The sequence below is a fragment of the Leptolyngbya sp. NK1-12 genome (assembly GCF_032598965.1).
Lineage (GTDB): Bacteria > Cyanobacteriota > Cyanobacteriia > Elainellales > Elainellaceae > Elainella.
On record NZ_CP053587.1, the window covers coordinates 628,397 to 654,048 of the forward strand.

Here is a 25,652-nt window from a genome sequence, read left to right on the forward strand (position 1 = left end):
TACAATAGGAACAACCTCTGCGGTATTTAGGAAGCTGCTAACTATGCCAGATCCCGTCTTGGAAGCAGAACAGTTTGCAGAACAATTCACAGCAGAGCCTGAGGCTGAGTGGCAGATCTATGCCCCGACTCAGGACGATTTACCTTACGATGATTTACCTTCGATGATGACATTCCGATGGAAACCCTGCGTCACAAGCTGCAAATGGATATCCTGGTGGATGCTTATATGAACTGGTTGATTGCCAACCAAAAGCAGGGGTTTGTCGGAGGCAACATGTTTGTTTATTTCAGCCCCGATCAGGTCCGGGCTACGCTGGGCAACGTTAGATGGTGAACTGCTACCGACTGATAAAGAACTAGCGGAGCAAGAGCGTCAACGCGCTGAAGAAGAACGTCAACGCGCCGATCGTCTTGCTGCCAAATTGCGGGAACTTGGCATCGATCCGAATCAGCCTTGAGAGCTGAATTTTTCAGGAGACATCAACATCAAGCCCTCTAGCGTTCCTCAAAGCTAGGCAGGTGATTGCGTCGCGAACGTAAGACCGGGCGATCTTTTGTTTTTGACGATGATGACTGTGGTATAGAAGACGGCTCCTCAATGGATTCGAGTTTGGTGGCTTCCAGGAGAAAGACTCGATAGCCATACACCGTATAGAGATTCTGGTAAGTGCACATATAGCCTTCCTCTTGCAATTGAGCAGCGCGCGCCGCACGAGCTTGCCGGGCTTGTTCCTCATCACCCCAGTCGAGTTCAAGGAAGGTTTCCTGAATTGTGGTTGTCAAAGCACACCTCGGCACGAAACGGAGACAACGGACTATTGAACTATTGAACTATTGTGTTCTGGTTTCTCCACAAAAATTTGTAGAAGGAACGATAGTCCAGTCTTTATTCTAGTCAACTTGAGCGATCCTGGGCAGACAATCAAAACTAATTTGTAGTTTGAATCTGTAATTTGTAATGCCTGCCAATGGCCACTTCTTGAAGATCTGATGAAATGGCAGCAGCGCTCTTGCTCTTAATTGGTGGGTATGTTTGGATCGAGGGAACAACTTGGGTGATTCTACCGAAGCGGCAATTAGATGCGAACAGTGCCAGCAGGGGCAACACCAATCTGAAACAGCAACCTGAAACAGCCAGCCTAAAGCAGTAAGACAGGGTAGCAAGTTGTGATAGATAAAGTTTAACGGATGGCAAAATAGTTACTCCTCTGATGTATTAGCTTGTATTAGCTAATGAGCCTAAAAGCTAATTCTCAATGCTAACAGTCAGGTAATAGTCAAGGTAATAGTGACAGCAGAAGAACAAGTTTGTTATTAGCAAACAACCAGTCGAGTGGTCGTAGCTAGTGTGGCGTCGAGCAGATGATCTGCTTGATGGTAAATTAAAAAGTGAAGATGCAGAGAAATTGGCGGCAAAACCTGAAGACTCATCAAACCCAAATCATGTCAATCCGAACAATAGTAAAAAATGAATTCAGTCTTAAACATTAAAGAGATAGCAATCGCAATTGTTGCCGATTCGTTCAATCCACTGTTGCTAACCGCAGATTTTTTGAAATACGGCGGTATTATTCCAGCCGATTGGGAATTATCTCGGCAGCCGGTTTTGTCCGCAATGGCTTCTCAGGTTGTGTTTCAATCTGGGGTTAGCATCTTGGCTCAAGCCAACCGGTTGCTGTTTGTCGAAGCTTTAGTAGCTACAGACCCCAAAGAAGTAACGCTTGCAACCATCGCTCAGAAATATACCCATGCTCTGCCCCAGGCTAATTATCAAGCTGTCGGCATCAACTTCACTGGGTTTGCTAACTTGATGGGAGAAACAGTCCACCACTACCTGACAAACACGCTGCTGGCTCCTGGCCCTTGGCATAGCTTCGGAGAAACAGCTCCACGGGCGACGTTTCGCTTGAGTTATACCCTGAAGCAGGCGCAGCTCAATTTAGACATCGCAGAGGTCAACTGGCAGATCTCTGAACGAGAGGAACAACCGGCTATCCTGTTTGCCGCCAATTTCGACCATCTGCTCCAAAACAGCACCCCGAGCGGGCGATTGCAAGAGCTGAACCAAGCGATTGATCGTTGGCCAACTTACCTTGAAACCTACCATAATCTAGTCAACTCACGGTTTCTCCAGCCCGAACGAGCGGTTAGCCCCGTTTAAGCCCCAGTTGGAAACCCAGTTCAAGATACAGCGATTGACTCCGCTTCAAACCAGGTGCGGTCGAATTTACAGCCCAAGTGCTGCTGAATCCGCAAGATATCCTGTTCGGCATTGCCCAAGCAGGTAGTTGCTCCGGGTGAAGGCGTAATATTGAAGCGAATTCCATTGCCGGGATCGATCTCGGCCTGTCCTAAGATCAATTTGCGTTGAGTTCGATCAATCAATTGGGGACGCACACCGCCTACACCTTGGGCAAATTCCAGATCTTCTAGCTGCAATGACGGCACAATCTTGCGAGCATCGTTTAGGAACAAACGTCGATTCACGACCGGCATCTCGAAGGCAATATTTTTGAAAATATAATTGCGAATATCGCGCACCTTAAACAAATCCCACAGAACACCCGTCACGGTCTGGTCGAGCTTCAGCACTTCTAGATAATCAATCAGCGTTTGTAGATTATGACGCTCTAGTAGCGGTAAGGGCAGTGCTGTCGGACCAAAGCGAGTTTTATTGGGCATTGTGATGTCTGGATCACCGTGAATTGCCGCAAAGGGCAGTTTATCGTTCTGTACGGTGTAGACCTTACCGTTGAGCACTTGGGGCGTGAAGTAGAAATTGCCTGCAATTGGTAGACAGGAATACTCCAAGCCGATGCCCATGCGGTGAGCAAACAGCAGACTATGGCCTCCTGCCGATACCACCACGAACCGAGCCAGCATTGTTTCTGCAGCGGTTGTAACTCGGTAGTTCTCGCCTATTGGCTCAATCATCTGCACCGGATAGCCCAATTTCAAATCTACAGTTTTGTCGCTAGTTCGTGCCTGTTCAATAAACGATTGGGCTAATGTACCGTAGTTAATCGCCGTATATTCATTCAGCACTGCAAGAGCGACTAATTCTTCCGGTCGGTCTTGTCCATTTATTTTGACTACACTGGGTTCTACGGTTGCAATTTCGGCCTTGTCTAAAAGCTGCATACCCGCAAAATGGGGCTTAAAGGTTTCGTAGCGCTGCCGTAGGAACTCACACTCCTGAGCACCAACACCCAGCACCATTTTGGGAAAGCGGTAGATAATCTGGTCTCGCTGAGTTGGGGACAACTGTTCAGCATAGCGTACTAACATCTGAGCCGAGCGACGCACCTTCAGCGCCTTCTCGAGGCTGTAGTTGGTTTCAATGTCACCACAGTGAATCGTTTGGCTATTGTTCGTGGCTTTAGAATTAACTGACGCAACTTGGGAATACTTTTCTACTAGCGCCACTCGCTTCAAATCGGTGAAGGTTGCTAGCGCATAAAGCAACGCCGCACCGGCTACCCCACCACCGATAATCACTACGTCATACATGCGATCTGTCATGCGGTCAGTTGTCGTATTAGTCATGCTAAAGCCCTTATGTTTTCCCTGAGCGGAACTAATCCAGTAATAGTATAAGGGTGTCCATGCTTACTGGTCCCCCTCCATTCGGGTTAGTCCCAACGGGAATTGGAGGGCGCTAGCGACCTAAGGCAGGAATTGTGACCGTAAATACCGTTCCCTTTGTCGCTTCACTGCTAACGGCAATTTCTCCTTGGTGTAGCGCTAAACAGGTTTTGACAACCGCCAACCCAAGTCCAGTTCCAACAATATGGTTGACATTTTGGCCGCGATAAAACGGTGCAAATATCTTTTGCTGCTCTTCTAAGGGAATGCCGATTCCTTCATCTTTGACTTGAAAAATCGTTGCGTCTGGTTTGCAGATCAAGCTCAGGTAAATACTACTTCCCTGAGGAGAATACTTCACGGCATTCAAAAGTAAATTACTCAGAATTGAATAGATCAGCTTTTCATCTAAATTGACGCGCGTACAGCGCCCTTGACTGACAAATTGCAGCGAATGCGACATTGCCTGACTCGCCTGAATATCTTCCAGCAAATTCAGACAGAAGGCTTCAATATCCAGAGGAGCAGGTTTAAATTCTAGTTCTCCGGCCTCGGCCCTAGAAAGCGTCAAAATATCGGTCAGCAACTGGTTCATCAGCCGGGCTGAAACCTGGATGCGCTGCAAATTCTTGAGTTTACTTTCATCTACTAGCTCCTGAAGAATCTCCTCTAGGAGTTGAGAAGAGGCAAGAATCACACTCAGCGGCGTGCGAAACTCGTGAGATACCATCGAGAAGAAGCGCAACTTTAACTGATTCAGTTCTTTTTCTTGAGCCAGCGTGCCCTCCAGTAGCTCAACTTTTTGCCGCTGCATCTGCTGATGATAAAGCGCGAAACAGGCCCCAGCAATGGCGGCAATGCTAAGCAGAATGCCGATTAGCTCTAGTAAGGTTTTGCGCCGAATCGTAGCTTCAGATTGGTCAATAGATGCTGCCAACTCTTGTTTTTCTTGAGCTGTGATTTCGGTCAATCTGGTTTGAATTTGGTCGCGCAGGCGAATGCTGTTTTCAGTAATCAAATTTTGGGCTGCAATCGCAGTTGGCTCGGTTTGATGCAGAACAATTGATTGCTGCAGTAGCTCCAGTCGTTGATTAATTAACGCAACTAGGTGCTGATACTGCTTTTGTCGAATACTAGTGTGATGAATTTCTGATTGAACTACCTGCAATTGCTTGTGAATTTTGGCTACCGCCAGTTGATAACGCTCCAGCTCTTGTTGATTGTTGAGAAAAACATAACCCCTTCGGCCTGACTCAGCAATCAATAGCTCTGCGTAAAGGGTAGCAAGCTGATTAAGAACGTCGTAGGTTTGCTGCACGTGATTTGCATTTTCAGTAATGGCAATCGTATTGCGGTAGGAAGCAAAGCTGACGCCCGTCATCAGGAACAAAGCCAGACCAAATCCTCCAGCAATCCATTTTCGTTCCAGCGATCCCTTCATCTAAAGCGAGTCCACCTAGCTACACCTTCACTCTCACCCATCTACCGTTCGGCTGAGCCGCTCACGGCGAAGCCCATCCACCGCGCTAGTAACATGGTAGAGTCAAATGGCATAGCTCTCTTCCTACGACTCAAGCCAAATTCAGGTAATGCGAATTTTAGTGGTTGAAGACGATATCCAGTTAGCAGAGGTGATCAGCGAAGCCTTGAGCCGCCGGCATTATGCAGTAGATGTTGCCAAGGATGGCAATGCAGCCTGGAAATGGGTGGAATTAGTCAAATATAGTCTGATTGTGCTGGATTTAACGCTGCCCAAGCTGGATGGTATTCGCCTTTGCCAACAGCTCCGCCAGGTAGCACCCAATCAACCCGCTCATCAAAATAAAACCAGCCCTGTGCTGATGCTGACGGCCCGCGATACTGTCACCGACAAGATTACCGGACTAGATGCGGGAGCTGATGACTATGTAACCAAGCCCTTTGATTTAGAAGAGCTAATGGCTCGGGTGCGAGCAGCGCTGCGACGCGGTAGTTCAACTACAACGGCGGATTTATGCTGGGGCGCGCTTCACCTCAACCCGGAAACCCATGAAGCTCGATATGACAATCAGCCGCTCCTGTTGACTCCAAAGGAATACGCGCTGCTAGAACTGCTGGTTACTAACGGTAGACGAGTCCTGAGTCGATCGGGGATTATCGAGCGAGTCTGGTCCCACGATGATGCTCCGGTAGAGGAAACGGTGAACTCTCACATGCGGGGGTTACGGCAGAAGCTGCGAGCGCTAGGCGCACCCGACAACTTTATTGAAACCGTACATGGTTTGGGATATCGCTTAAAATAAGCCTTCTGCCTCCAAGTTCTGCACCAAATCTACCCAAAATCTGCACGAAATCTGCACTTCTTCTGCATCCACGGGTGATATTCTGGCAAAGTGATTGTTTGGATGTAAGCCCCAACCAAGCAGCGAGAAGCGGACTATCTCTGGCATTGGTGAATTACTGATTGTGCATGGGGAATAGGGTTCTGATGAAGGTGAAAGAGCAATATCACGGCTGGGTGATTGAACTAGTCTCACACCCAAATGGCTATTCATTTCATTGTTGGACGGCGCAGGAACGGATTGGCATCACCGATCGCCAGCTGTATTCCAGCCTTGATCAAGCATTAACAATTGCCAAAAAGCGAGCCGATCTGGAAACAATGCGGTGGGCCTTGACCCGGTTCCTCGATGACGCCTGCCTGCATTACAAGCTTAATTTGGACGAAATGATTGCCTTGGAGGCTTCGATTTTGGAATTTGTTGCAGCCGCTTTTAGGGAGGATTCAGCTATGCCCAGTTCTACTGAAGTTCACATGCTACAAGCTACCTGCGAGCTTTTTTGCGCCTATAAAAATACCACCTCCAAGCTTCAAGTCGTTCGTATTACTAATATTTCTGGCTGGTATTTTGAAAAAGTGGTTTTTCCGCAGGAGCAGCTCTTGTTTGAAGCGCTACCAGAAGCAGAGCTAGAGATCTATACCGGCACAGCCTGGGGCGCTACGCTGGTTGAAAAAATTCGCTGTTCTCAGTTGAAAGCCTGTATCTTTGAGTAACGTGGACGTTCTCAAAGCCATACAGTTAGTCATAGTTCTGTTTGTTGCGACCTGTCTATTTTGCTGGGTGTTCACCTCCCATTGGATTTTCGGTCCTATAGTCACAGTAGCTGCATTTCTGGGTGGGCTGCTTTTGCTTGGGTTGCTAGGAGTTGTGCTATTAAAGCAGCAGTAACCGACGTTACTTTGCGCCCACCAGTTGCCGAGCCGTATCCTGTTGCCTCTGCCAAACCGAGCGGCCCGTGATTAGTTCCACCACATCCATACCGTTGCCGATCACACCGGGCACACTGGGGTAGCCGGCACTGGCTCCAACCAAGAAAAGATTGGGGATTTCGGTGGTATAGCCGAGGCGATTCAGCCCTACCTGTTGCGGAATTAGCTTGGCACCGTAGATATTGCCTTGGGGTTGCCCCAGATAGTATTCGCTCGTGGTTGGTGTCCCGTAGACCTTCATACGGGCATAGGCATCTACGTCAGGAATCAAATCGCGTACACTGGTCATGATTTGTTTGTAGACTTCCCGTTTCTTCGCCTTATAGGCTTTCGGGTCAGTTTTTTGGAGTTGAGCAAACGGCTCATAGGGGCAGACCGTAGCAATTTCCAAAACGTGGTGGCCCGGAGGAGCCATACCCGGCTCTCGAGATTTTAATGTGGGGCAGGATAAAAAGATCCAGGGATGGCTGAGGTCGCCTTGCAGTTGTTTCTGGTATTCCTGGTTCAGATTACCCGTGGGATAGTACCAGATGTTCCAGTTGCCAATCCCATAGCGTTCAGGCTGGAAGCGGTTATCTAAGCCAAGATAGACATTGAATGCACTGGCTGAATATTGATATCCAGTCAAACGCTGATGCTCACGCGAACTCAATCCGTCGGTCTGATGCATGAGCGCTACCGTGAGTTTGGGATCCAGGTCGCTGATGTAGGCATGTTTTGCATGATAGACAGTGCCGTCGGCGGTCGTGACATGCTGCACCTGACGGCCACAGACTTCGATATGCTCGACTGGAGTTGACAATCGCACCGTTCCTCCTCTAGCGGTAATGGCATCCACAATCGTGTTCACCAAATGGTGAAAGTGATGTTTAGGATAGTAGGCCCCTTCAGAATAGTCCCAAACCAACGATGTGTGGGTCAGGAGGGCAATTTCATTCGGCGGTAGCGCGTAGTCACCGCTTTGCCCTGCCAATAGATTTTGCAGCTTAGGTGAGAGTCCAACATGATCGTACAGATCTTGCAGCGTCCAATTCCGCTTAGCGAACAGGTTCCAGTATTTGGGCAGCTTCAGCCAATCTGACCACTTCTGGTCATACCAGCGCACGTCTCGCACCAAGTTGTGAATGTCTTGATGCAGGTGGCGAATCTCATCGCAGTAGCGGTTGATCGCCGCTCTTTCATCTGGAAATGTTGTCAAAAGGCGCGCCCGTAAGGTTTCCCATCCCAGCGGAATTTTGAAATCCACCTCCGGCGTAATCACCCGATCAATACAGTCCGGATCTAGCGAGTTGAAGGGGATTGGCCGTTCCAGATAGTTGAGGAATTGATCGATGGTTTGTCCGGGGCCGCATTGAGAAATGTAATGCACGTCAGCGCAAAAGCGATACTCACCGTAATCAAAGGTATGGCAGCAGCCACCGGGCAAATAGTGTTTTTCTAAAACCACCACTTCATGACCCTGGCGAGCTAGACACGCCGCTGCAGAAAGCCCACCCAGTCCAGCACCTAGAATCACATAGTCAAAGCTTCTCATCGTCGCCTCCTTAAATTCTGGCGTTGTTTGAGCTTAGATCGCTAATTTAGATCGACAAAAAACAGCTTGACAAGAAACGCTGTTCAATGAGTTCAAGTTCAATAGCTTAAAGCTTATAGCTTATAGCCAATTTTTCGTAACAACTCCTGCCGTGCGCTGACATCTTCTGTACTCTCGACACCCTTGGGCGAAAAGCCATCAACCACCCCCAGAATGCCCCTACCTTGAGCCGTCTCGGCGACAATCACTTCAACCGGATTAGCCGTGGCGCAATAGATCGTACATACTTCCGGACATTGCTTGATCGCGTTGAGGAAATTAATTGGATACGCTTCTTTTAGGACGATAATAAAGCTATGTCCCGCCGCAATCGCTTTCGCATTCTGAATAGCGGCCTCTTGCAGGCTCGGCTCGTTGCCCACGACTCGAATCAAACAGGGGCCGGATGCTTCACAAAACGCAATGCCAAATTTGACATAAGCCGACGCGCCGACCATGATTTCGTAAAGGTCTTCAATGGTTTTAATAAAGTGGGTTTGACCTAAAATCAGGTTACACTCAGCAGGAAGCGTGAGGGCCACTGACTGGAGTTCCATAGCTTTCCCCTCTTGTCGTAGAATTCAGTGCAGAACTCAGGGCAGAACTCAATCCAAGACAACGCTTGTGAGTCTATTGTCGTTGATCTGCCTGCTTCATCTCTAATCTCTACACATTTTTTGACGATTGGCCGCTTGAGCTGTCGCAACCAACGCAGCTTCTAGCCCTTAGCTCAATCGAGGATGAGACGATCGATCAGGCACCTGCTTCTATGCAGGGCTTTGTGATCAAAAAAGACCCTCCTTCAGGATTGAGGGCCTAAATTGAGTTCTATGTATAGATAGGATTATTAGCCGATTAACGAGAGCCTAACGGATCACGTTCATATGCCTTTTGAGTTTCCCGTTCGGGATCGTACCCTTCGGTGAGTTCATCTAGGTTGAGCTTCTCGTTCACTGCTTCACCCAAAGATTGCGGTTTGTCGTTCTGCTCATGTATAGATGAAGCTTTGCTCTGCCATTCACGCCGTTGTGCCTTTAGCTCCTCGATGTTCTGGCCTGCAACTGGCTCTGTAATTCCTGGTACCGCAACGGGGCTTTCAGAACGCTCAGGTATGGCCGAGACGGCAGTGGGAGCTAAACTCAAGAGCATGACTACGCTCAGGCACAGCAGGGTCAACAGTTTAGCAGCCGATTTGAACCAACGAGATAGATTAATTGCCATAATCTTTACCTTCAAATGGATTGCAGTGAATGAATCGCATCCTGATTATTCAAAAGATGCCAAGTAAGTTAATTTCTGTATTGCATGTGTGAATTGGGTTTGAACCGATTGAACTAGGCCCTTCCGCTGAGGCTCTTCCGCCGACAACGCAAGCAACCCTAGCCCATAGAATTTGATTTCACCAACCCTACAATTTCAGTAGCCTAAACCAAAGCCACCAATCCCACGTCTTCCGCAGGATAGAAAGAGTTGGGCAACCTGCCGAGCGATTTGCTGCATTACAGCGTTTTTCACTCATGTGAGGGATAGGGGGTGTGGACTTCGCCCCCACGCAGGGGCAATGCCCCTGCACCTCGTTTTTCGTACTTCACTAGCCTGAAACAGGCTGTAACTCAAATTCATGGTAAATGAGGCTTTCTGGCTTGAAGCCGACCGATCTCAAAATTAGATAAAGGCACAAATTCGTCTCGTGAAACTACGGAGATTTTACATTTTCAAGTTCAACCTAGTTCTGAAATAACACGGTTTCTATAAATGGCAGTTGATTTACAACCAATTCTTTTTAACGAAGCTGTTATTTTTTATGCCTGAATTTGGAAACCTAGATCAGTAGGCAATCAGAAGCTTTTCTGGCAAGGAATATCCGTTGGGGTGACTTGTAGCCTTGGCGTTTTGCGGCTGTGGTTGCTTGCACTGGCAATTGCGCTGTCTTTGTTTGGGTGTGTCTACGATGATCCCATTTTTCGAATCAGGTGATATAACCATGTCTTATTTCAAAGCTTCTACCTTAGTTTTTATTGATCCAACGGTTCAGGATTACCAGCATTTAATCAGCGGTCTGGAACATGATGCCGTCGCAATTGTATTAGACCGCAACCAGGATGGCATCGAGCAAATCACGAATGCTATTCGCCAACGAGGGCAGATCGAAAGTATTCATCTTGTTTCGCATGGGGAAGCAGGAACTGTATATCTAGGTTCAGCCTGTTTGAATGGAGAGACGCTCCGTCGCTATGCCCAACGTTTGCAAACCTGGAGCAATCACCTGACTGCCGATGCAGAGATTCTGCTCTATGGCTGTAGGGTGGCCGCTAAGGCCGCCGGGAAAGCCTTGGTGCGGCAATTGAGTCAGCTCACCGGGGCCGCCGTGGCCGCTTCTACGCAACTGACGGGCAGTGCAGCTCTGGGCGGCAACTGGGAGTTTGAGGTCCAAATCGGTAACGTGAAGTCCGGGGCAATCTTCAGCAATGCAGCAAGGGCAAACTACGCCTATACGCTGGCTCCCGATGCCATTCCTAACCTGCTTTACACGATCAACAATGGCAAAATTTTCTTCACGAGTATCGAAACGGGCGGCACCGTAACGCCTACAAGCCTAACCACAGGGAATATTATTCCTAACACATTGGCGTTTAATACTTTTGCCATTGCTAGAGATCCGCTTTCCCCCAACCAGTTAATCTACTACGTATCCAGCAGTTCTAACCGCTTAGGAAGTTGGGATCCGATCACTGGGGATGCTGTTGATCTGGGAGCCATCACAGGCGCAACGCTGCAAGGGACAGCACGGATGGCGTTTCGAAACAATGGGCAACTTTACGTCTTAAGGGGCAATCAGCTTTACACGATTAGCACCGGCACGAATCTAGGCGCGGGTAATTCCGCTTCGGTAGGAACGGCCAGCTTGGTTGCGACGATCAGCGGTCTGCCGGCTGGCAATAGTGGAGACATGGCTTTTGATCCAGCCAACCCAGATATTCTGTATATTACCGGCTCCGAAACATCGGGTCTCTACAAAGTCACCTTTACGGGAGCCACCCCTTCAGCCGCCACGCTAGTTGGCACAATGGTAAGCTCTTCGCCGGGTTTAGCGTTTGGACCCGATGGCAATCTCTATGGCAGCAGCAGCAAAAATCTAATTCGGATCAACACCAGCGATGCCAGTACAACTCTAGTCGCCGCCGTAGGCACTGACATTAGTGATTTTGCCACACTGCCGATCCTATCGCCCGATGTCGATCTGAGTGTCAGCATCACCGACTCGCGAACCACCGCCACAACGGGAGATGCCATTACCTACAGCATTACCGTCACCAACACTAGCGGCTACAACGTCAGGGGCGTCTCGGTCCGCAGCAGCTTTACAAACTCGAATCTCAGCGGTACGCCCAACTGGTCAGCCGCCAATGCGTCAGGTGTTTCGTTCCCAACTGCGGCAGATCAAACGGGTAGCGGGAATCTGAATGCAAAGGTGAATTTAGCAGCAGGTGCGAGTGTTACCTATACGGTGACAGGCCTAACCGTCTCTGGCTCACCGGGCAACATCATTTTGACTACGGTGACTGTGTCTCCGCCCGAAGGTTTGACCGATATCGCCACCAATCCCGGCCCGAATACGGCTACTGACACCACATCCATCCCCGGTGCAGACACAACTCCACCGATTGTAACGGTCAATTCCCGCATCACAGCCGACAATACGCCGGATTTAACGGGAACGGTGGACGATCCCGCCGCCAGGGTATTTGTCACTGTCAACGGCACGACCTATGAAGCGACTAATCAAGGAGACGGCACCTGGTTCCTAGCTGGCTCGAACATTACTTCGCCCCTGCCCAATGCGGTCTATGATGTCACAGCCGAGGCGATCGATGCTGCCGGGAACAAGGGAATCGACAGCACCAATCGGGAACTGACAATCGATACTCAAGCGCCGGTGGTGACGGTCGATGGGCCAAAAGTTACCAGTGACACGACGCCTGATCTGACAGGAAACGTCAATGACCCGACTGCTAAGGTGTTTGTCAGCGTCAATGGCGTTACCTACGAAGCTACCAACAAAGGAGACGGAACTTGGTTTCTGGCTGGCACTGAGCTAACTCCGTTGCCCAACGGGATTTATGACATCAAAGCCGAGGCAGTTGATCCGGCTGGGAATCAGGGGTTTGACGCAACCGCGAATGAACTGATAATCGATACGAAAGCGCCGGTAGTTACCGTCAATCCCAGAATCACTAATGATACGACACCCGAATTAACCGGTACAGTTGATGATCCGACTGCTAGGGTTGAAGTAACGGTGAATAGAAAAACCTATCTGGCTAGAAATAATGGCAATGGCACCTGGACACTAGCTGATAACGAGATCAAAGAGGCATTGGCAGACGGACTTTATGATGTTTCAGTTAGCGCTACGGATCAGGCTAATAATATTGGTCGAGACAGCTCTAAGGATGAGTTGACAATCAAGACGCAAGCGCCGGCAGTGCTATTGACCACCGTTGACCTAACTACAGGTGAGGACGGCAGTACGGGCGAGTTTCAAGTTGTGCTGAGCAGTCAGCCAACGGCTAACGTCATCCTCAGCTTCACGAGTAGCGATACCAGCGAAGGAATTCCGACGATCACGACGATCACCTTTACTCCAGGCAACTGGAATTTGCCGCAAACGGTGACGATCAAAGGTCAAGACGACACCTCGGTGGATGGCAATGTTCCTTACACTATTCAGACTAGCGTTAGCAGCGCTGATAGTAGTTACAATGGAGTGTCTGTGCCTGCGGTCACGCTAACTAATTTTGATAACGATGCACCGGGAATTACGATCACGCCTACCGCTGGCTTGATTACTTCGGAAGCTGGTCAAACGGCTACCTTCACAGCGGTACTCAACAGTCGGCCCACTTCAGATGTGATCATTAACCTGACCAGTTCTGACCCAACCGAAGGAACAGTCCCAACCTCGATCCGCTTCACTCCTGAGAATTGGAACCTGCCGCAGACCGTCACTATTACCGGTGTTGATGATAATTTACTGGACGGTAACATCTCCTATACAATTCTCACCAGCGTACTCAGTGATGATCCAAACTATAGCCAAATTGATCCAGCCGATCTGCTTGTGACCAATCTGGACAACGAGATTCCAAAGAGTGTCACCCCAGACAATCCAATTCCGAATCCGGGAGGTACACCGCTGCCGCCCTCCAGCCTGCCGCCGGTTGCTCGCGATGTCGCCATTCCGCTCGTGCCAGGTAGTAGCACTAACATTTCTGGACTGTTTGCCACCGATCCAGACGGGGAGATTTTCGCCTATGTGATTTCGTCTCTGCCGCCTGCTGACCAAGGCATTCTGTTTCTGGGCGATCCTGCCAACGGCGGTGTGCCAATTACAATCGGGCAGAAACTCACACCGGACCAAATCAATCGGCTGGTGTTTCAGTCTAGCGGCAGTTTTTCAGGAGCTAGCTTCACCTACACGGCAATCGACAGTAGCGGGACCTTGGCACTCATACCGGCTACAGTAGCTTTGTCGGTGAATTTGGCGCAGCTCGTCTGCCAACCGGGCACTAGCCTCAAAGGCACCCGGCGCAAAGATGGTCTGCAAGGCACGGTGGGTAGCGATTGGATGCGGGGGCTGCGTGGCAATGATGTGCTGAATGGCCGGGGTTGCAATGATGTGATTCAGGGCGGACGGGGTCGAGATCGATTATTTGGCGAGGATGGCCATGATTGGCTCAAAGGAGGCGTGCATCAAGACCGGCTGCGAGGCTGGAAAGGCAATGATCGGCTTGATGGCGGACGCGGCAAAGATGGGTTGTTTGGTGGTCCAGACCAGGATAGACTCCGAGGTCGGCAGCATCGCGATCGGCTCAACGGCAACGAAGGCGATGACCAACTCGATGGCGGTTTGGGCTGGGACCGGCTCCGAGGTGGGGTAGGCAATGACATCGCGAGAGGCAAACGAGGCAACGATCGACTGCGGGGCGGCAGTGGCGATGATTCGCTGCTCGGAAATCGAGGCCGGGATCGGCTCTGGGGTGGCCGGGGCGAGGATCGGCTGCATGGAGGACTGCAATCAGACCAGCTCAGCGGTAATCAAGGCAATGACACGCTACGGGGTGGTCGGGGTCAGGATTGGCTACGTGGACGGCAGGGCAATGACCGGCTCTATGGCGGACAACATCGCGATACGCTCAAAGGCCATCAAGGACGCGATATTCTGCATGGCGGGCGAGGTCGCGATCGGTTGCTCGGTGGAGCGAATGACGATGTGCTGGTGGGCGGCGGTGGCCCGGATACCCTGCTCGGTGGATCGGGCCGCGATCGTTTTGTTTACCACTCCCTTGGCCATCGAGGCGATCGAATTGTAGATTTTGACCCAAGCGAGGATGGGATTGACATCAGCCGTCTGGTAGCCAAACAGCCCGATGGCAGTTTGCGCTGGCAGGATATGATTGCACTGACACAAATCGGTCCTCATACCGCAGTCAGGCTGAACTTGCAGGCCAACGGCTCTCAACCACTGCTGGCAATGCTAGAGAATGTCAACGCCAATACGCTAGGAAGGCAAAATTTTCTTTGGTAGTGCATCAGATTAATGTTGGGAAGGTGAGGATGTTCTGCCAACTCCACGGATGGTCAGTCAGCCCTGCTCGTTGAGCCGCCATCGTCTTGAAGCGACTGTGCTGCCAAATCCAACCGTGTCAGAGCACCGATTCTGTTTGCACTGTCTCTGATGCGTCGTGATCCATCTACACGTTTTTATGAGTTTGTAGCATTTACTCCCGAAGAAGCTGCAGGTCTTAACTAGGGATTGCGGCAAACTATACCATCTGATGTAGCTCTTAGGTTATGGGGTGGTCTTGGTGGTGGCGTATGGTTACATCTTGCCAAACATTCAATTAAAACCAAATTTTCAATCTTAAGCCCTAGGAGTCATCCCTATGGAACTGCATAGACACGACCTAACCCTCAATATGCAAAGTGTCTGTATCAGGATTTTCAGGATTGGAGAATTTTCAGGATTGAGGGATTAGGGAATTACCGAAATTTGAGGAGTGGCAGGACTAGAAACATGAGCGGTAAAAGAATTAAAAGATTGATGACCCAAAAGACATGTCAGTAAGCTCCGAAATTCTGGGAATTCTAAAATCCCGTAAATTCTGATACTGACAGTGATAAAAAACGACCTCACCTACAAGATCATCGGATGCGCTATGAAAGTACACAACAAAATGGGACCCGGCTTTCAAGAAGTCATCTATCAACGATGCCTTGCGATCGAACTTGAACGGGCAGACCTCTCATTTGTTCGAGAACAGGAGCAACCCGTATTTTATGACGGCATTCAAGTAGGAATTCGACGAGCTGATTTTGTCGTAGAAAATCAAGTCATAGTTGAACTAAAAGCCGTAGTGAAACTAGAGGATGCCCATATTGCACAAGCCAAAAACTATACCGTCGCTTATCGTTTCCCCCTGGGGCTACTCATTAATTTTGGAGGTAAGAGCTTAGAATATAAACTAATGTTCAATCCCCACCAGGGGTAGGATTCACGGGATTAGAAGATGAGCCGGCTCAGGAGCAAGCCCTGCAAACCGTATCTACTATTGCTAAGCCTAAAGGAGCGCCCATGATTGCCCATCCCCAACCTCAATTCATGACTCCTCAGGAGTATCTTGATTGGGAGGAACAACAGCCCCTCAAGTACGAATACATCAATGGTGAAGTCCTTGCCATGACCGGAGGGACGATTCCCCACAACGATATTGCCCTTAATCTTGCCTCAGCCCTCAAAAATCATCTGCGAGGCAAAGGCTGCAAAGTCCAAATGGCAGATGTCAAAGTTGGCGTCTCACAAAACGGTCCTTTTTACTATCCAGATGTAATGGTCAGTTGTGATCCGCGTGATCAGAGAGCACAACGGGTCATGTATCACCCCTGCCTGATTGTAGAAGTGCTTTCACCCAGTACAGAAGCCTTCGATCGCGGTAAAAAATTCAGACATTATCGTCAAATTGAAACCTTGAAGGAGTATGTTTTGATTGATGCGGATCGAATGAACGTAGAGTGTTATCGCATCAATGAAAAAGGTAAATGGGAACTTACGGCTTATTCACCAGAAGCATCAGAAGTTGAACTCACCAGTATTGACTTTGCCTGCCCGATTACTTTGCTCTATGAAGACGTTGTTTTTCCGGAAGATAATTCAGACGAAATTTCTGACAATTAATCAAGTGTTTGCTTAAGCATTAACCAATTTCTTGTAACGATGGGTGTGATCAGATTATCTGCAACTCATATCCCAAAGAAATCCTCATCCAGAATCTGTTCGATCGAAAATGGGCAAGTCACAGGATACTCCTCTTCCTCCGGCACCCGCACCCCAAACTGAGCCAGCCTCCCTTCTTTTATTGCCAGCTTTCGTCCATCCATATACGCTTTGTCTACTGCCTCTACCAAATAGCCCTTAAGCAAAGGAGTATCTGCCAAATTATTCAGCACCCGCTGACGATGTTCTAACACCGAGCTATACCAGCTTCTCTTCATATTATCGGGGGCATCATGCTGAACCTTTAATTTGAGCAAATGCGCTAACAAAATCATTAAATTTCCCTTTAGCACATTCTTTTCTGCCCTGCCCAAATCAACCAGTTCCTCTACCAAATGCTCAATGTCCAATGACTCAAACTCATGATTCTGTAACTGACGAATCGTCTTTTCAATCCACAAATTAAAGTCCTGCTCATATAAGGCATCAGACATAGCTCAACCCCTCCAAACCCAGATTTGCCTTTCTCTATTTTAAGCCAGCGGCGGTAGATACCCGACCCGGTAGCGATCGATCCAGTCCCTAACCTTCAAATTTGAGAAGTCACCTCTTCAAACCTAACCCCTTAGGAGAACCCCAATGAAACGGAAAACGCCATCTCACCAGACATGGCGATCGCCTCCATCCAGCAACAAACCCACAACACCGCCGACGAACTGAAGGCAAACCTTGAATATCTTAGGAGTTGCTCGTCAACTCCCCCTATTTGAACCACCGATTGATCCAGCACTTCTAGTGAAAGCCACCGCAGCAGGCATTGATATTAGTAGCGCTTTGAACGATATCAACGCGGCTCTACCCCACTACCGCTTCAATGTCATGGTGCAGAAAGCCAGTGAGCTTTGTGCTGAACTCAAGTCTTTAGGAGCAGCTTTGTTGTCCGCCCTGGAAAAACGTGACGCAGAGGCATTGGCATTAATGCGATCGAGTCATGAAATCGAGATGCTGAACCTGATGCGGCAGATATTCGCAAGCAAATCGTTGAGAAAGAGTTGAGAAATCATGGTTTGGGGCAAACGCTAATGCTCAGTTGACTCATCAGTCGGCGACTCGATGACGACCAACCTGGAATCCTCTGGCCCTGAGTGCTGCATGAATTCTAGGAGCACCATAGGGTGGTCGGCTAACTTGCATACTCACAGACTGCATATCTGCTCAAGCTAAAAAGCTAAACTACAGCAAAGCATCGGTAAAGCATCAATGAGGGTGAAATGCTATGCGCCCTGTGGTTTTGCTCAGCCGATGCCTGATGTTTGAGCTTAGACAATCAGTTCTGAATTAATTTAAAGACTATGCAGGACGATTCATTCAGCAATTTTTATTGGCAAGAAGTGCAACGCTACACCCAGCTAGCCGAGCAGTTGAATCAAGCTGGATTCCAGCAATTTCAAGCCAATCAGCTAGAAGCAGCCGTGCAAAGCTGGCAGCAGGTGTTAGAAATCTGTCAGGCAATTGCTGACCAGGCTGGGGAAGGAGCCACCCTCGTCAATCTGGGTTTTGCCTATCAGCATCTAGAACAGTATCCGCAGGCGTTGGTGCATTACCAGCAGGCGTTACCCGTGCTGCAAGCTGTGGGTGATCGGCTGAAGGAAAGTGTGGTACGGCAAAATACGGGGTTGATTTACACTCGGTTGAACCAGTACCTGGAAGCCTTAGCCCAATTTGAGGCGGCCTTGTCCATTGCCCAGGAGACGGGGGACCAGCTGGGAGCAGAACGACTCCTGACCGCCATGAGTCAAATTCGTCAGGTTTTGGGTCGTTCGGTTAGCGGACTGGATGCGGCCTCATTGTTAGCTAGATCTGAATCAGCCGGATCTGAATCAGCCGGATCTGAAGCGGCTAATCGTCGGGCAATGGTGAATCGGCTCAACCACATCGGGCTGGCCTACCAGAGCAACCGGCAGTATTCCCAGGCTTTGGAGCAGTTTCAGCAGGCGCTGGTGATGGCCCAACAGGATGGCAATCAGCCGGGAGAAGCGGCGTCATTACACAATATCGGCCTGGTGTATGACACACTCAACCACTGTTCAACGGCCTTACAGTACTATCAACAGGCGCTGAGTGTGGCCCGTGCCGCGGGTGATGCCATCGGAGAAATTGCAACGCTGAACCACATGGGGCAGGTCTATGTCAAGTTAGGCCAGTATTCCCAAGCGCTAGAGCCGCTACAGCAGGCATTAGCCACCGTTGAGGCAACTGGCGAGCAGGGCAGAGCCGCAGAAGTTCACCTGTCTCTTGGTATTGTTTGCGCCAACCTAAATCGATTCGCGGATGCGATCCCGCACTATCAGCAAGCGTTGAATTGGTACCAACAGTTAGGCGAGCGGCTTCTGCCGGGTCATTTATTCAGCCTGCTTGGGGTAGCTTATCAGAATCTGCAGCAGTATGCGCAGGCAGTGGCGGCCTATGAACAAGCACTCCCCTTGGTGCGAGAGCAGGGAGATCGGGCCAGCGAAGCACAAACGCTCATTCGTCTGGGAGCGGTTTACACAAGTTTGGAGCAGCCTTCAGCGGCACTTGACGCCTACACGCAGGCACTGGGGATGATGCGGGAACTCGGTGCTACTGTTCCAGAATCAGAAAAATCAGCCCAAGAGAGCATCCTGCTTAATAATATTGGCAACCTGCTGAGCAAGTTAGGTCAATACTCCCAGGCGCTAGAGCCGTTCCAGCAGGCCCTGACGCTAACTCACAGCACGGGCGATCGCGCTCAAGCCGGTCTCATCCTTAATAACATGAGCGCTGTGTTCAGCTACTTAGGCCAGTACGCGCAGGCCCTACAGTACGCGCAGCAAGCTTTGGCGATTGCTCAAGCACTGAAGGATGAGGCTCAAACAGCCGTTGTCTTGAATAGTATCGGCAGCATCTATCGAAATTTGGGGCAATATTCCCTAGCCTTGGATCACTTTCAGCAGGCCCTAACCCTACTGCGGCAAATTGGCGACCGCACTCAGGAGGGAACCATCCTCAATAATATGGGTGCCATTTACATCAACTTGAAACAATACCCACAAGCCCTAGCTGCATTGCAAGATGCCTTAGCGGTGCATCGAGAAATAGGAAATCGGGTATTTGCTGGCGTGACGCTCAATAATATTGGAGCTATCTATCTAGATTTGCGAAACCCGGAACAGGCGTTGGAATTTCATCAGCAGGCGGTGGTGGTGGCGCGTGAGGTAGGTGACCGTTCTGGAGAGTGGTTTGCACTCAATAATATCGGCACTGCCTATATGTATTTGGAACAATACCCGCAGGCATTATCTGCTCTTCAAGCAAGCTTGGCAATCGCCCAAACCATTGGTGATCGAGCCGGTCAAGGGGCAACGTTGGTAAATATAGGGAACGTATTGTTCGAGGAAGGGCAAGTTGCCGCCGCTGAAGAGACATTCTATAACGCTTTAGGAATTCTGGAAACGCTGCGGCAATCGGAATTATCGGATACTCAAAAAGTATCTTTGTTTGACACCCAGCTTCAAGTCTATCAGTTCCTGCAACAAGTGTTGGTGAGTCAGGCGCATCCAGAGAAGCAGCTTAAAGCGCTAGAAGTGGCAGAACGAGGCCGAGCCAGAGCCTTTGTCGAACTGCTAGCCAATCAGCTCTCGGACCAACAAGCGAAAGAATTGATTGCCTCAGCTCCCACGCTGCCCTTGGTTCAGCAAATCGCCCAACAGCAGAACGCTGTACTGGTGCAATATTCATTGATCAATGTCGGCGTGTCTCATCCGCAGCTCTATATCTGGGTCGTGCAACCCACCGGGCATATTAGCTTTCACCAAGTTGAACTGGTAAATCTGGAGCAATCGCTGAGCGAACTGGTTCACCTGGGTCGGCAGGCCATTGGTGCAAGGGGACGCAGGATCAGTAGCCCGCCACCCCAACCTGATAAACCAAACGTAGAGGCAGCATATCCACAACCGCTGATTGATCCATTACAGCAGCTTTATGACCTGTTGATTCGACCAATTCGAGATCAATTTCCGTCTGATTCTGCAACGCGGATTATTTTTATTCCCCAAGCTGAGCTGTTTCTCGTTCCGTTTGCTACTCTCCAAGATGAACAGGGCACCTATCTGATCCAGCAGCATACGGTCTTGATTGCCCCTTCGATTCAAGTTCTGGCGATGACCCACCAGCGACGGCAGGAACTGGGTCTGCTGTACAGTCAATCGGCTCTTGATCCAGACACCGTGCTAATTGTGGGCAATCCCGCCATGCCTGCTTCACCAACAATTCCATCCCTACCGCCATTACCAGAAGCTCAGCGTGAAGCTGAATTGATTGCCGCTCTTTTTAATGCCAAAGTATACACTGGAGTAAACGCTACCAAGAAAACAATCGTGCAACAAATGCCCCAGGCTCGATTGATTCATTTGGCTACTCATGGGCTGTTAGAGTATGGCATCACCAATTCTGCTGGAGTACATACCATCCCCGGTGCGCTTGCGCTTGCACCAGAACCCGATTCTAATAACCCAGCAGACGCGGCAACGCTTGAGCAAAATGGCCTACTGACCGCGGCTGAAATTGCCGAATTGTCCTTAAACGCAGAGTTGGTGGTTCTCAGCGCCTGTGATACGGGTCGAGGTACAATTACCGGCGATGGTGTAATTGGCCTATCGCGCTCGTTTGTTGCGGCAGGAGTACCGAGTGTGATTGTTTCGCTTTGGAAAGTGCCAGATGAGAGTACGGCCTATCTGATGACGCAGTTTTATCAGCATCTGCTACACCAGTCCGATAAGGCTCAAGCCCTACGGCAAGCCATGCTCTCAACCCAGCAGCAATACCCCCATCCCCGATGCTGGGCAGCGTTTACCCTGGTGGGGCAGGCGGATTAAATTTAGACCTATCCCAACCGGACTTGATCGAGCACCGGCACCAGGATTTGGTCGATCTGAGCCAACACCGCTTCCGACAGCGTCACGCCCGATGCGCCAGCATTCTCCTCCACCTGCTCTGGGCGGCTGGCCCCAATAATCGCCGAGGAAACCCGCTGATCTCGCAGCACCCAAGCTAGCGCCAACTGGGACATGGTTAAACCTAAATCGGCTGCAATTGGTTGCAACTCTTGGACAGCAGAGAGCACCCGATCATTGGCGATGTCGTCCTTCAAGAAGGCGTTCATCTTGTCGTTGGCAGCCCGCGAATCGGATGGAGGCGGTTGACCGGGCTGATACTTGCCGGTGAGAATGCCTTGGGCTAAAGGCGACCAGACGATTTGGCCGATGCCATTGGCAGCACAGAGGGGAAACACCTCCGCTTCGGGTTTGCGCCACAGCATCGAGTATTGGGGTTGGCTGGAGACAAACCGCTCTACGCCTGTCATCGATAGCGCGGCTTTGATTTGGTCAGGCTTCCATTCGCTGAAGCCAATGTAGCGCGCCTTGCCCTGCCGCACCACTTCTGTCAAGGCGGTCATGGTTTCTTCTAGGGGCGTATTCACGTCGTAGCGATGGCATTGGTAGAGATCGACATAGTCGGTTTGCAGCCGTTGCAGCGAAGCGTCCATTTGCTTGCGAATCTGGGCTGCCGACAGCCCCCGATCCGTATCGGACATGGGAAAGAACACCTTCGTTGCCAGAACATAGGACGAGCGGTCAATCCCACGCAGCACCTCTCCCAATAATTGCTCCGCCGCACCTCGTCCGTAGACATTGGCCGTATCAATGAAGTTAATCCCGACTTCAAAGGCTTTGTGGATGCAGGATTCGGCCTTCTGCCGCTCTACCCCACCCGAATAGGTCAACCACGAGCCAAGGCTGATCTCAGACACGGTTAATTCGCTATTGCCCAACTGTCGATATTTCATCTTGCTTGCCTCAGCAGTAGGATTCTTTCAGTTTTCTTTCAGTTTAAAGGGTGCTTGATAAAGCATCAGATCGTCCAACTTGCCGCTTCTAGGTCTTCGACCCATAGCCCTACGAACCTCTAGAAAACAAGACTTCCAAGCAAAGTTCCCCCCAGAATTGGCTACGGTGTATACCGATGGCGATCGCGACTCAAGGCAAGGGTTTGCTCCCCTTTTCTGAGATGCCCGCAGGGCTATATTGGGGGCTAGGGGGTAATTTAGACAACCTATTTAGAGACTGTTTGTAAATGAATTTTAAGAGGCTAGAATCGGCTTCCCATCTGATCCTCCCCCTCCTACCCTAACGGGAAGGCAACGCCTATAAATCAGGAGGGAACCGTAGGCGAAGCCTGTGCGTAGCACCTACCAAATCTCTGAAATCCCCCTTTTTTTTTTAAGGGGGATTTAGAGGGATCTCAATCTTGGTTTACAAACAAGCTCTTAACCATTGACGACTTCACCACCATTGGGATGCAGAATCTGACCCGACATGTAGGAGGAATCGTCAGAGGCTAAAAACACATAGCTGGGCGCAATTTCTTCTGGCTGACCGGCTCGCTGCATCGGCACCTGCGCGCCAAAGCTTTCGACTTTCTCTTCGGGGAAGGTAGACGGAATCAGCGGCGTCCAAATCGGGCCAGGTGCCACGCCATTGACGCGAATTCCCTTGCCGACCAACGCCTGCGACAGCGAACGAGTAAAGGCCACAATCGCGCCTTTGGTGGTGGAATAATCCAGGAGCTGCGGATTGCCTTTGTAGGCTGTCACCGATGTCGAATTAATGATGGCACTACCTTCCTTCAGGTGAGGCAGCGCTGCTTTGGTCAGGTAAAACATCGAGAAGATATTGGTGCGGAAGGTCCGCTCTAGCTGTTCAGCGCTAATGTTTTCAATGCTTTCCTGGGGATGCTGTTCAGCCGCGTTATTGACCAGAATATCCAGCTTGCCTAATTCCTGCACCGTCTTTTGCACAGCCTGTTGGCAGAAAGATTCAACGCCAATGTCACCGGCAATCGCTACACATTTGCGGCCTTCCTGTTCCACCAACCGCTGAGTTTCTTTCGCATCTTCGTGTTCGTTCAAGTAAACAATCGCAACATCAGCGCCTTCTTTGGCATAGGCAATCGCCACGGCTCGCCCAATTCCACTATCGCCGCCGGTAATCAGCGCAACCTTGTTCCGCAGTTTATCACTGCCTTTGTACTGCTTGTCCTGCGATTTAGGCCGGGGCGTCATTTCGGCTTCAACCCCAGGCCGTTGTTCCTGGTGTTGCTTGGGCTGTAGTTGTTGTGTTGACTGGGACATAGGAACCTCCTTTTTTATGAGAGTTGGGGTTTATCTAGATAAGATCAGGAGACAAGAGCCAGAATGCAGCAGTCAATGGGAGTGGAGCGTGCAGTCAAGGAATGAATTTGTTGTGATTACTGAACTTGAGTTTGTTTACGCAGCATGTGCATGGCATAATCCTCCTTTTCTGGGATGCCCGAAGGGCTATAATTCCTCTAAACCCCTGCAGGGATGCGCCTTCAGCGTAGATGAAGGGGGAATTCAATCCCTGATTAGTAGGTGCTGCGCACAGGCTTCGCCTACGGTTCCCCCTTTCACAAGGGGGCTAGGGGGATCCCAACATGAGTTGCGATCTACTGATTCTGGTTTCTGACTTAACTCCTATCTCCTACCCTCACCTACTAACCGATCAAAATTGCTCAAAATTGCTCAAATAGAGCCTGCTCAACAGTGGCACTGCCGCGCAGCAAGACTTTGCCGGTTTGGAGATCAAAATCCTTCAGCTGCATGGCAAACCCATCCATATCAAAATTGCGCAAATCGAGTAGCTCGACGATTTTTTCTAGCAATGCGGTAACGACCTCAACCGAAAGTCCAGGCACTTCTGCCGAAATAATTTCTAGCCCAATCCGCTGTCCCTCATCGGCTAAAAAAGGCTTCACTACTGCCGACAGGTGCTTAGCTTGATCAAAACTTGGCGAATTCAGAGCTGTGTCAATCACCATTTTGCCATCCCCAGGCAATTGCAGCTTTGTATCTTCAAGGGTAATCACTAAAGGTTCTCCCTCAACATTCACCTCTAGTGACTGCATTTTTTGCTGTAAATAATCAGAGTTGAGGGCACGGTTTAGATCGGCTTCAGTCAAAAGCACTTGGACTTGGGCATTTGTTGACTCCGTTAGCTCAATTTGACCTACCATCGCCTTAAGGGGATTAACGGCCACCGAGTCAGTACTAACACCCATGGCCTCCACTCGCAGGTCCTGCTTCATCGTCAGTCCTTCACCGCTGATGGCTACCGAATCTAGCTTACCCTGCACTAGTTTGAGGGGATCGGTTTGAATGTCTACATCAATTTGGTCTACTTGATCAAGTTGGCTGGTAATGGCAACCTCAGCGACCTTATCGAGTGCTTGCTCTCCTAAATTCTGCTCACCGCTCATTCAGTTCTATCCTTCAGTATCAAATAGATGGGCACTTCTTAGACCAGTGTGGCGGACCCCGCCACGGTCGCCATCGTTCCAAAAGGATAGAAGTAGCCATGTATTGATCAAGACAGCTCATTCTGGAGACAGAATAGTGGGCATTAAAACACCATCAATCACATGAATTACACCGTTATCAGCCAAAATATCGGTTTGTACAACTGGAATATCATTGACTTTGATGCCATTCTGCTGTTCTACAATCACCACCGAGCCTTCTACGGTCGGGGCTTCATGAATCTCGGCTAGATCATCAGAACGGACATCGCCGTAAAGGACATGGTAGAACAATACCTGCTTTAGCTTAGATGGATCTTGTTTTAGATCGTCCAGGGTGCTGTCTGCAAGTTGGGCAAATGCCTCGTCCGAGGGAGCGAGTACCGTAAATGGACCTGGGCTTTTGAGGATGTCAGCTAGTTCAGCAGTTTCAATTGCACTGAGCAAGGTTTTGAACGAACCGGCTTGGGCAGCAGTTTCTAAAAGATCAGGCATAGTAGATCTGACAAAGTTGAAAAGGTGCTTTTTCAAGAATTACGGTGTTTTGGGCTGTGACACATCCCTCATAAGACA

21 protein-coding genes and 1 pseudogene are annotated in these 25,652 nt (G+C 49.8%); 9 read left to right on the top strand and 13 right to left on the bottom strand.

Annotation, left to right across the window (positions count from 1 at the left end; translation table 11 throughout):
* Window positions 1-177 precede the first annotated feature (177 nt).
* Complete coding sequence (locus tag HJG54_RS30975) at window positions 178-336, top strand: hypothetical protein (RefSeq protein WP_316436978.1); 159 nt, start codon at window positions 178-180, stop codon at window positions 334-336.
* Between the two features lie 161 nt (window positions 337-497).
* Here HJG54_RS30975 and HJG54_RS30980 read toward each other — a convergent pair whose 3' ends face one another.
* Window positions 498-785, bottom strand: a complete 288-nt coding sequence (locus HJG54_RS30980; RefSeq protein WP_316436979.1) for a hypothetical protein — start codon at window positions 783-785, stop codon at window positions 498-500.
* Window positions 786-1,470: 685 nt separating this feature from the next.
* Between HJG54_RS30980 and HJG54_RS30985 the strand changes: the two genes are divergently transcribed.
* On the top strand, window positions 1,471-2,163 hold the full coding sequence (locus HJG54_RS30985; RefSeq protein ID WP_316436980.1) for a hypothetical protein: 693 nt from the start codon (window positions 1,471-1,473) through the stop codon (window positions 2,161-2,163).
* Between the two features lie 20 nt (window positions 2,164-2,183).
* Here the strand turns inward: HJG54_RS30985 and HJG54_RS30990 are convergent, their stop codons facing one another.
* Both HJG54_RS30990 and HJG54_RS30995 read right to left on the bottom strand, forming a co-directional pair.
* Window positions 2,184-3,548 (bottom strand): FAD-dependent oxidoreductase, encoded by a 1,365-nt coding sequence (locus HJG54_RS30990; protein WP_316436982.1) that lies wholly within the window; start codon window positions 3,546-3,548, stop codon window positions 2,184-2,186.
* A 112-nt stretch (window positions 3,549-3,660) separates the two neighbouring features.
* Window positions 3,661-5,028 (bottom strand): ATP-binding protein, encoded by a 1,368-nt coding sequence (locus HJG54_RS30995; protein ID WP_316436983.1) that lies wholly within the window; start codon window positions 5,026-5,028, stop codon window positions 3,661-3,663.
* 148 nt (window positions 5,029-5,176) lie between these two features.
* Between HJG54_RS30995 and HJG54_RS31000 the strand changes: the two genes are divergently transcribed.
* On the top strand, window positions 5,177-5,869 hold the full coding sequence (locus HJG54_RS31000) for a response regulator transcription factor (RefSeq protein WP_036010881.1): 693 nt from the start codon (window positions 5,177-5,179) through the stop codon (window positions 5,867-5,869).
* A 185-nt stretch (window positions 5,870-6,054) separates the two neighbouring features.
* Entirely contained in the window at window positions 6,055-6,621 is a 567-nt protein-coding gene (locus HJG54_RS31005) for a DUF1830 domain-containing protein (RefSeq protein WP_036010882.1), read from the top strand.
* A 181-nt stretch (window positions 6,622-6,802) separates the two neighbouring features.
* Here HJG54_RS31005 and HJG54_RS31010 read toward each other — a convergent pair whose 3' ends face one another.
* The 3 genes from HJG54_RS31010 to HJG54_RS31020 all read right to left on the bottom strand — a co-directional run bounded on the left by HJG54_RS31010 (window position 6,803) and on the right by HJG54_RS31020 (window position 9,631).
* Window positions 6,803-8,371 (bottom strand): phytoene desaturase family protein, encoded by a 1,569-nt coding sequence (locus tag HJG54_RS31010; protein ID WP_316436986.1) that lies wholly within the window; start codon window positions 8,369-8,371, stop codon window positions 6,803-6,805.
* A 113-nt stretch (window positions 8,372-8,484) separates the two neighbouring features.
* Window positions 8,485-8,967 carry an adenosine-specific kinase gene (locus HJG54_RS31015; RefSeq protein ID WP_316436987.1) on the bottom strand — a complete coding sequence of 161 codons (483 nt, stop codon included), beginning with the start codon at window positions 8,965-8,967 and terminating at the stop codon, window positions 8,485-8,487.
* 298 nt (window positions 8,968-9,265) lie between these two features.
* A complete protein-coding gene (locus tag HJG54_RS31020) occupies window positions 9,266-9,631 on the bottom strand; it encodes a hypothetical protein (RefSeq protein ID WP_036010890.1) in 366 nt (121 codons plus the stop codon).
* Between the two features lie 763 nt (window positions 9,632-10,394).
* Here HJG54_RS31020 and HJG54_RS31025 point away from each other — a divergent pair.
* Window positions 10,395-14,999, top strand: coding sequence for a DUF4347 domain-containing protein (locus tag HJG54_RS31025; RefSeq protein ID WP_316436989.1), 4,605 nt, complete (start codon window positions 10,395-10,397; stop codon window positions 14,997-14,999).
* Between the two features lie 4 nt (window positions 15,000-15,003).
* Here HJG54_RS31025 and HJG54_RS31030 read toward each other — a convergent pair.
* Window positions 15,004-15,111: pseudogene (locus tag HJG54_RS31030) on the bottom strand (IS1 family transposase); the annotation flags it as partial.
* A gap of 477 nt (window positions 15,112-15,588) precedes the next feature.
* On the opposite strand from HJG54_RS31030, the gene HJG54_RS31035 reads away from it, so the two are divergent.
* Window positions 15,589-15,963, top strand: coding sequence for a GxxExxY protein (locus HJG54_RS31035; RefSeq protein WP_316436990.1), 375 nt, complete (start codon window positions 15,589-15,591; stop codon window positions 15,961-15,963).
* 83 nt (window positions 15,964-16,046) lie between these two features.
* Window positions 16,047-16,646 (top strand): Uma2 family endonuclease, encoded by a 600-nt coding sequence (locus HJG54_RS31040; RefSeq protein WP_316436991.1) that lies wholly within the window; start codon window positions 16,047-16,049, stop codon window positions 16,644-16,646.
* A gap of 65 nt (window positions 16,647-16,711) precedes the next feature.
* Here HJG54_RS31040 and HJG54_RS31045 read toward each other — a convergent pair whose 3' ends face one another.
* Window positions 16,712-17,179, bottom strand: coding sequence for a DUF29 domain-containing protein (locus tag HJG54_RS31045; RefSeq protein ID WP_316436993.1), 468 nt, complete (start codon window positions 17,177-17,179; stop codon window positions 16,712-16,714).
* A 235-nt stretch (window positions 17,180-17,414) separates the two neighbouring features.
* Between HJG54_RS31045 and HJG54_RS31050 the strand changes: the two genes are divergently transcribed.
* The gene (locus tag HJG54_RS31050) at window positions 17,415-17,741 is read left to right on the top strand and encodes a hypothetical protein (RefSeq protein WP_316436994.1); all 327 of its coding nucleotides are present in this window, start codon (window positions 17,415-17,417) and stop codon (window positions 17,739-17,741) included.
* Window positions 17,742-17,783: 42 nt separating this feature from the next.
* Here HJG54_RS31050 and HJG54_RS35660 read toward each other — a convergent pair whose 3' ends face one another.
* The gene (locus HJG54_RS35660) at window positions 17,784-17,894 is read right to left on the bottom strand and encodes an IS3 family transposase (protein ID WP_420717435.1); all 111 of its coding nucleotides are present in this window, start codon (window positions 17,892-17,894) and stop codon (window positions 17,784-17,786) included.
* A gap of 143 nt (window positions 17,895-18,037) precedes the next feature.
* Here HJG54_RS35660 and HJG54_RS31055 point away from each other — a divergent pair, with 143 nt between their 5' ends.
* Entirely contained in the window at window positions 18,038-21,580 is a 3,543-nt protein-coding gene (locus HJG54_RS31055; protein WP_316436995.1) for a CHAT domain-containing protein, read from the top strand.
* A gap of 8 nt (window positions 21,581-21,588) precedes the next feature.
* On the opposite strand, the gene HJG54_RS31060 is transcribed toward HJG54_RS31055, so the two are convergent.
* The 4 genes from HJG54_RS31060 to HJG54_RS31075 form a co-directional block, all read right to left on the bottom strand.
* Window positions 21,589-22,551, bottom strand: a complete 963-nt coding sequence (locus HJG54_RS31060; protein WP_316436996.1) for an aldo/keto reductase family protein — start codon at window positions 22,549-22,551, stop codon at window positions 21,589-21,591.
* Between the two features lie 480 nt (window positions 22,552-23,031).
* Entirely contained in the window at window positions 23,032-23,895 is an 864-nt protein-coding gene (locus HJG54_RS31065) for an SDR family oxidoreductase (protein ID WP_036011125.1), read from the bottom strand.
* 401 nt (window positions 23,896-24,296) lie between these two features.
* The gene (locus tag HJG54_RS31070; protein WP_316436997.1) at window positions 24,297-25,040 is read right to left on the bottom strand and encodes a DUF2993 domain-containing protein; all 744 of its coding nucleotides are present in this window, start codon (window positions 25,038-25,040) and stop codon (window positions 24,297-24,299) included.
* Between the two features lie 117 nt (window positions 25,041-25,157).
* On the bottom strand, window positions 25,158-25,574 hold the full coding sequence (locus HJG54_RS31075; RefSeq protein ID WP_316436998.1) for a fasciclin domain-containing protein: 417 nt from the start codon (window positions 25,572-25,574) through the stop codon (window positions 25,158-25,160).
* Window positions 25,575-25,652 lie beyond the last annotated feature (78 nt).

Coding starts and splice junctions, on each gene's coding strand:
- HJG54_RS31055 (WP_316436995.1), top strand. CDS start 18,038: ATGCAGGACGATTCATTCAGCAATTTTTATTGGCAAGAAGTGCAACGC.
- HJG54_RS31025 (WP_316436989.1), top strand. CDS start 10,395: ATGTCTTATTTCAAAGCTTCTACCTTAGTTTTTATTGATCCAACGGTT.
- HJG54_RS31045 (WP_316436993.1), bottom strand. CDS start 17,179: ATGTCTGATGCCTTATATGAGCAGGACTTTAATTTGTGGATTGAAAAG.
- HJG54_RS31070 (WP_316436997.1), bottom strand. CDS start 25,040: ATGAGCGGTGAGCAGAATTTAGGAGAGCAAGCACTCGATAAGGTCGCT.
- HJG54_RS30975 (WP_316436978.1), top strand. CDS start 178: ATGGAAACCCTGCGTCACAAGCTGCAAATGGATATCCTGGTGGATGCT.
- HJG54_RS31020 (WP_036010890.1), bottom strand. CDS start 9,631: ATGGCAATTAATCTATCTCGTTGGTTCAAATCGGCTGCTAAACTGTTG.
- HJG54_RS31015 (WP_316436987.1), bottom strand. CDS start 8,967: ATGGAACTCCAGTCAGTGGCCCTCACGCTTCCTGCTGAGTGTAACCTG.
- HJG54_RS31060 (WP_316436996.1), bottom strand. CDS start 22,551: ATGAAATATCGACAGTTGGGCAATAGCGAATTAACCGTGTCTGAGATC.
- HJG54_RS31075 (WP_316436998.1), bottom strand. CDS start 25,574: ATGCCTGATCTTTTAGAAACTGCTGCCCAAGCCGGTTCGTTCAAAACC.
- HJG54_RS35660 (WP_420717435.1), bottom strand. CDS start 17,894: ATGCAGTCTGTGAGTATGCAAGTTAGCCGACCACCCTATGGTGCTCCT.
- HJG54_RS30995 (WP_316436983.1), bottom strand. CDS start 5,028: ATGAAGGGATCGCTGGAACGAAAATGGATTGCTGGAGGATTTGGTCTG.
- HJG54_RS31005 (WP_036010882.1), top strand. CDS start 6,055: ATGAAGGTGAAAGAGCAATATCACGGCTGGGTGATTGAACTAGTCTCA.
- HJG54_RS31010 (WP_316436986.1), bottom strand. CDS start 8,371: ATGAGAAGCTTTGACTATGTGATTCTAGGTGCTGGACTGGGTGGGCTT.
- HJG54_RS31065 (WP_036011125.1), bottom strand. CDS start 23,895: ATGTCCCAGTCAACACAACAACTACAGCCCAAGCAACACCAGGAACAA.
- HJG54_RS30990 (WP_316436982.1), bottom strand. CDS start 3,548: ATGACTAATACGACAACTGACCGCATGACAGATCGCATGTATGACGTA.
- HJG54_RS30985 (WP_316436980.1), top strand. CDS start 1,471: ATGAATTCAGTCTTAAACATTAAAGAGATAGCAATCGCAATTGTTGCC.
- HJG54_RS31040 (WP_316436991.1), top strand. CDS start 16,047: ATGATTGCCCATCCCCAACCTCAATTCATGACTCCTCAGGAGTATCTT.
- HJG54_RS31000 (WP_036010881.1), top strand. CDS start 5,177: ATGCGAATTTTAGTGGTTGAAGACGATATCCAGTTAGCAGAGGTGATC.